The sequence below is a fragment of the Parapedobacter sp. genome (genome assembly GCF_053550995.1).
Map to the genome: position 1 here is coordinate 1 of NZ_JBMQOC010000003.1, position 5,990 is coordinate 5,990.

Genomic DNA, 5,990 nt, shown 5'->3' on the forward strand with positions numbered 1-5,990 from the left:
CCAACCTATCCTTTTACGGCACGCTTTCCTTCCATGAGGGTAGCCCATGGGGGGCCAACCTGGGCATATGGGTCATTATCATCCCCGCTATCGGCGGGTTGATTGTGGGGTTAATGGCATTATACGGTTCCAAGGCCATCCGGGGGCACGGCATTCCGGAAGCCATGGAGCAGGTGCTGACCAACCAAAGTAAAATCAGGCCTTCCATCACCTACCTGAAACCCATCTCGTCGGCCATCGCCATCGGTACCGGTGGACCATTCGGCGCCGAGGGGCCCATCATAGCCACCGGCGGTGCATTGGGGTCTACGCTGGGCCAACTCCTCAAAATCTCGCATTCCGAGCGTAAAATCCTGCTGGCTGCCGGCGCCACGGCGGGTATGACGGCCATCTTCGGCAGCCCGGTAGCGGCCATTTTCCTGGCCATCGAGTTATTGCTTTTCGAGTTCACGCCCAAATCGCTCATTGCCGTATCACTGGCGTGCATCACCGGCGCGGCCGGGCACCATTTCCTGTTCAGCGCCACGCCCGTTTTTGCGTTGGAGCATATCATTCCCACCGCCTCCAATCCGGCTATCCTTAGCTATAGCATCATTGGCATCGCTATCGGGTTCCTTTCCATCGGCATCACCAAGGCCGTATACTGGGTAGAAGATGCATTCGAGCGGCTGCCGTTCCACTGGATGTGGTGGCCGGCCATCGGTGGTCTTGCGGTAGGCATCGTGGGCTATTTTGCCCCCCGTACGCTAGGCGTTGGCTACGAAAACATCACCGACCTGCTCAACAACAGCCTCCCCTTGGCCGTGGTATTGTCGCTGTGCCTGCTCAAATTCCTGTCGTGGGTCATCGCCCTCGGCAGCGGTACATCGGGGGGTACCTTGGCACCGCTGCTAACCATCGGGGCGGCCATTGGTCTATTGTGCGGCCACGTATTGCTCACCCTTTTCCCCACATGCGGCATCAGCCTCCCGCTGGCGGCGCTGGTGGGCATGTCGGCCATGTTTGCAGGGGCGTCGCGTGCGGTACTCACCTCCATCATCTTTGCACTGGAGACCACGGGGCAGTTCAATGCCATGCTGCCGTTGCTGGGCTCGTGCGTGGGCGCGTACCTCGTGTCTTATTTGTTTATGGATACGACCATCATGACCGAGAAGATCACACGGCGGGGTATCCACACGCCCGATTCTTACCAGCCCGACCAGCTTAACCAACTGACGGTGGGCCAAGCCATCGAGCAGGCCAGCACCGTCATCGAGGGAGACAATACCATCGAAGAACTGCGCAATTGGTCGGCCGCCGAAGGGCACGCCGAAAACTATTACATCGTGGTCGATCCGGATTACCAATACATCGGCATTGTCAGTTCATCCAGCATATTCTCCCATCACCAAGATCAGCGGCAACCCATTAAATCGCTGATCAAAAGACAGCCTGCATACTTACGGGCCACAAACAGCCTTAAGGAGGCCATCCATAAAATGACCCAGGAAAACGTGGATGTGTTGCCGGTATTGGCGGCGCGGGGCAGCACCGTCATCGGGTTGCTGCATTATAAAAACATCCTGGCCGCCTATGACGCGGCAGATACGTTGAATGAGCAACGGGGAACCAATATCTCCATCAAACGATCGAGCATGCGGATGCTGGTAAAAGGAAAGAAAATCCTGATCAAAAAGCGGAACACCTAAACCGACGAAGTCGTTTAGAGTACGCTGGCCGTGAAACCACCCAACAGCGTGCTATCCTTTTCAACGGGCTCGAAAAGCTGGTCGATGTGGAATGCCAACGTGCTGTAAACTTCCAGGTTGCTCTGTTTTTCGAAACCTACCGATGCCAGCGCCTGCTGTTGGTCATTCCGTGTTCGGTTAAAGGCTGTACGGTATTTTTCGTTGATCGGCTCCGACGGCGGGAACACCTGTGCCAGGGCATCCACCTGCTTGCCATGTTTCCAAAAGCGGTAGCAAACATGGGGGCCGGTAGCCAGCCCGGTGCTTCCCACATAGCCAATCACCTGCCCTTGGCTAACCCGTTGGCCGCGTTTCACGGCGCGCTTGCTCATGTGCAGGTACTGCGTGGTATATACGTTGTCGTGCTTAATTTTAACGTAGTTGCCGTTACCGCGGCCATAGGTCGATGCCACTACCACGCCGGCTGCCGTAGCGACGATCGGTGTGCCGTGCGGAGCGGCAAAATCCGTACCCAAATGCGCTTTCCACCGGCGTTGCACGGGGTGGAACCGCCGCAGCGAATACCGCGATGATATCCGGCTGTACTTCAACGGCGCTTTGAGGAATGTACGGCGCAGGCTTTTTCCATGCTCGTCGTAATAAGCCCCGCGTTCGCCATCGGCACCTTCAAAATAAAACGCCTGGTATTCCTTCCCATCGTGTCCAAACACGGCAGACTCGATACGTCCCGGACCTACCGGCACACCGTCTACATACCTGCGCTCATATACCAGTTTGAACCAATCGCCCTTATTGATGCGGTAGAAATTGACCGCCCAACCGTATATTTCCGCTAATTGCACCGCCAGGTCGGGGCTGGCACCATTCGCCTCCAATGTTTCATACAGCGAACTTTGAATGACGCCGGCTACGGTCTCGAGTTTGGTATCCACGGGGTTCTGCCCTTTGTATACGGCCATATCTTCGCGCAGGTCGTACACCACGTAATCAATCGGGTTGGGTTGGTACACAAAATAATGGGCCTTGCCCGATTTATCCTTGAAGATGGTATAATCATGGCCTGCCGCAATTTTCCGCACATCAAATACGGGTTTGGCCTTCTCGGCGACCACCGATATGCTCGGCAAGTCGATTTGGTAGCGTTGCAAGATGTCCGATAAGAACTCGTTGCGTTTCACGGTCTGCGTTTCGATATCAAACCCCTCCATGGCCAGCCCGTATAGTGTTTCGCTGTTTTCAGCCACGGTTTCCGGTTCGGCCAGCGCCATCGGCTGTTCGGGAGTAGCGTCAAAAGAAGAAAGCGAAATAAAAGTGGCACCCAATACGACTACACCAAGCACAACAAGTGCAAGTACATTTTTCCTTGAGGTCATTTCTTGTTATAGGTAGTTAGAATCTCCAAAAGCTGATTCGGTATTCATCTAAGTTAATCGGTAGCCGCCGCCACCACAAATCCATCACACGTTGCAAAAACGCAAATAACGCATTTTTATTCAAAAAGTTTTATTTTTTAACACTTTTTTACATTTCCAGCCCGCGCCACTGCCGCGGGCACCGATCAGCGCACCACCGAAAAACGGTACATGCAGGTGCTGGTATAGGTTTCGCCCGGTTCGAGCACGGTAGTGGGCCATTGCGGTTTGTTGGGGGCATCGGGGAAGTGCTGTGTTTCGAGGCAAATGGCGGTCTGTTTCGCATAGGGCACCTGTTCCTTGCCCGTGCGCGAGCCATCGAGCATATTTCCGGTGTACACCTGCATGCCCGGCTCGGTGGTGTATACTTCCATGGCGATGCCGCTACTGGGTGCATACAGCCGGGCGGCGGGTTGGTCGATGCTTCCGTTGGTATTCAACACAAAGTTGTGGTCTATGCCGCTCGCTATCCGTAGATGAGCATTTAAGGAGTCGCGCGCCAATGCCGTGGCGATCGGTACCGGTTCGGTAAAATCAAACGGCGTGCCCGCTACGGGCTCTATTTCGCCGGTGGTAATGAGCGTGCTATCAAGCGGGGTATACTGGGTGGCGTTTACATATAAAATATGATCCATTATCGTCTTTGCCGGGTCGCCGCCCAGGTTGAAAAAGCTGTGGTTGGTGAGGTTGATCACGGTTTTCTCGGTGGTTTCCGCTTCGTAGTTGATGGCCAGTTCATTGCGTTGGTTCACGGCGAACGTTACGCGCACGGTTACCTCGCCGGGGAAACCACTTTCGCCGTCGGGCGAGGTATAGGCCAGCACCAGCGTACTATCGTTGGGTTGGTTGGCATCAAACACTTGGCCGCGCCAGCCTTGCCCACCGCCGTGGATGGTGTGCTGGCCGTTGTTGCGGTCCAGTTGCACGGTATCGCCATCCAGCACGAAGCGCCCGTTGGCAATGCGGTTGGCAAATCGGCCCATGGTGGCGCCAAAAGAAGAAGGTTCGGCAGTATACCCATCGATATGGGCAAACCCCTGCACCACATCACGAAATTCGCCCTTTGCATCGGGTACCATCAACGACACGATGCGGCCGCCGTAGTTGGTGATGCAGGCTTCCATCCCGTTCGCATTGCGAAGGACGTACAAGTCGGTCGAGTCGCCGTTTACCACCGTCTGGAAATCGCGCCGATCCAATCCCGATTGTGTCTTCTGCGCATCCGGCTGGTGGTTGCAGGCTGCCAAAATTGCCATGGTCATCACCCCGCAGGCGAGGGTCTTGGTAGGTATTCTCATTGGTGCTCCGTTTCGTGTTAAACTCCAAAGATATAAATATCCGTGGCATTTACGGCCCTCACCACGAAAGCTAATGGATCATCCGGGCTAAAGGTTTTCGCGCAGCAACCGCTCCAGCTCATTGGTGGGGAAAACGCCGGACTGCCGCCATTTTATCTCACCCTTTCGGAAAATCATCAATGTGGGCACGCCCTGTATACCGAATTTGGCTGCCGCCTGCGGGTTTTTGTCTACATCCACCTTGATGATGGTCGCCTCATTTCCCATGCGTCCTTTCAACTCCTCCAATAGGGGAGCCTGCGTTTTGCAGGGGCCGCACCATTCGGCAAAAAAATCGACCAGTACCGGTTTGTCTTGATTGATTGTTTCCTGAAAAGTCATGATATCCTCGTTTTGTTTCCCTTGATGCCTTTGTTGTGGCTATACAAATTTCCGAATAATAATCGAGAGTTTAACGGACGACGATGGCTGGATATTCCGACAGGCGATGTTACCGGAATCGTATTCCCAAAGCGATATCGATGTGACCGAGGTTTTCCCTGTTTTCGTCATCCAGCTCCATCGTGTTTCCATCTATGGTAAACCTGCCCAGAATGCCGGTAGTGGCTGCAACCTTTGCCCCGATTGACAAATGATCCGATAATCGGATGTCATAGCTGGCATGGGCGATGTATCCGGCGGTCGCCCCTTTGATCCGCTGCTGTGTGGTATTTACCTCAAAACGATTCAGGTAGCCTATGTAACCCAGTGATGCACCTACCAGAAAGGTGTTTCCTTGATGAAATGTACGTCGGAAGGCTGCGCCAGGGCCAATAAACGTAATGGAGATATTGTCGCTCATCGTACCGTATTGGGTATTACCGTATACATCGGTTACATACACGTTTGCCAGGCTGTTTGATGAGGCAAACCGGTTAGCATGCAGCCCCAAGCCCAGTTTGGGGTTCAGAAAATAATAAGCGGTGCCATCCAATACCCATCCACTTTTCAATTTCTTGGCATAGGAAATAAATTCGCTGGGTACATTGGCATTGACTTTTGCCGGCCGGTACCCATAGCCACCGCTCAGTGATACTTGCCACCGGTCGAAGCCGGTTTGCGACTGCTGTGCCCATCCAAAAGATATGCCTAAAAACAGACCCAAGGCCAGGTTCAGGCTGATACGTGTGATACGGTTCATATTAACCAATTAAAGTTGGCGAGCTACGTTGGGAATTTCACGCAGCCGGATAAAACCACCATTCAGGTGGTCAAGTTTCATTTCAAAAGCAGCCTCAGCATTAGAAGCCATGAGTGCTCCCGCAATGCCAAAGAATGCACTTGCAACGATAACGTCACTAGCTGCGGCAGTTGCCTTGTCTTTACCCATAAAAAACAAATCATCCCCTTCGCGCCACAACGGATAATAGCCATAGCTCGTAGCCACATAGGGTATCGGCCCGGGAGTCCAGGTATAATTCCCCCCAATCATTGGACAGATTTTTCATAAACTAAGTAAGATATTTCCGGTATCCCACCCACCAACATTAACCTAACCTGCCTGCGCGGCGAGCGCCCGCCGGAGGCACCTGTTTTCCTCTGCTTCATGCCAC

Annotated in this window: 6 protein-coding genes; 1 reads left to right on the forward strand and 5 read right to left on the reverse strand. The window is 53.7% G+C overall.

Features of this window, described 5'->3' with window-relative positions:
• Positions 1 to 1,688: chloride channel protein (locus tag ACO1NT_RS00240; protein ID WP_449046289.1), on the forward strand; the 1,688-nt coding region annotated here is incomplete at its 5' end.
• Positions 1,689 to 1,702: 14 nt separating this feature from the next.
• Here ACO1NT_RS00240 and ACO1NT_RS00245 read toward each other — a convergent pair.
• The 5 genes from ACO1NT_RS00245 to ACO1NT_RS00265 all read right to left on the reverse strand — a co-directional run bounded on the left by ACO1NT_RS00245 (position 1,703) and on the right by ACO1NT_RS00265 (position 5,869).
• The gene (locus ACO1NT_RS00245; RefSeq protein WP_449046290.1) at positions 1,703 to 3,061 is read right to left on the reverse strand and encodes a peptidoglycan DD-metalloendopeptidase family protein; all 1,359 of its coding nucleotides are present in this window, start codon (positions 3,059 to 3,061) and stop codon (positions 1,703 to 1,705) included.
• 185 nt (positions 3,062 to 3,246) lie between these two features.
• On the reverse strand, positions 3,247 to 4,398 hold the full coding sequence (locus ACO1NT_RS00250) for an aldose epimerase family protein (RefSeq protein ID WP_449046292.1): 1,152 nt from the start codon (positions 4,396 to 4,398) through the stop codon (positions 3,247 to 3,249).
• Between the two features lie 87 nt (positions 4,399 to 4,485).
• Positions 4,486 to 4,779, reverse strand: coding sequence for a thioredoxin (gene trxA, locus ACO1NT_RS00255; protein WP_449046293.1), 294 nt, complete (start codon positions 4,777 to 4,779; stop codon positions 4,486 to 4,488).
• 109 nt (positions 4,780 to 4,888) lie between these two features.
• The gene (locus tag ACO1NT_RS00260) at positions 4,889 to 5,578 is read right to left on the reverse strand and encodes a hypothetical protein (RefSeq protein WP_449046295.1); all 690 of its coding nucleotides are present in this window, start codon (positions 5,576 to 5,578) and stop codon (positions 4,889 to 4,891) included.
• A gap of 9 nt (positions 5,579 to 5,587) precedes the next feature.
• Complete coding sequence (locus ACO1NT_RS00265) at positions 5,588 to 5,869, reverse strand: hypothetical protein (RefSeq protein WP_449046296.1); 282 nt, start codon at positions 5,867 to 5,869, stop codon at positions 5,588 to 5,590.
• Positions 5,870 to 5,990 lie beyond the last annotated feature (121 nt).

What these genes read in the sequence shown, in the direction of transcription:
- ACO1NT_RS00250 (WP_449046292.1), bottom strand. Translation starts at nt 4,398, where the DNA reads ATGAGAATACCTACCAAGACCCTCGCCTGCGGGGTGATGACCATGGCA.
- ACO1NT_RS00245 (WP_449046290.1), bottom strand. Translation starts at nt 3,061, where the DNA reads ATGACCTCAAGGAAAAATGTACTTGCACTTGTTGTGCTTGGTGTAGTC.
- ACO1NT_RS00265 (WP_449046296.1), bottom strand. Translation starts at nt 5,869, where the DNA reads ATGATTGGGGGGAATTATACCTGGACTCCCGGGCCGATACCCTATGTG.
- trxA (WP_449046293.1), bottom strand. Translation starts at nt 4,779, where the DNA reads ATGACTTTTCAGGAAACAATCAATCAAGACAAACCGGTACTGGTCGAT.
- ACO1NT_RS00260 (WP_449046295.1), bottom strand. Translation starts at nt 5,578, where the DNA reads ATGAACCGTATCACACGTATCAGCCTGAACCTGGCCTTGGGTCTGTTT.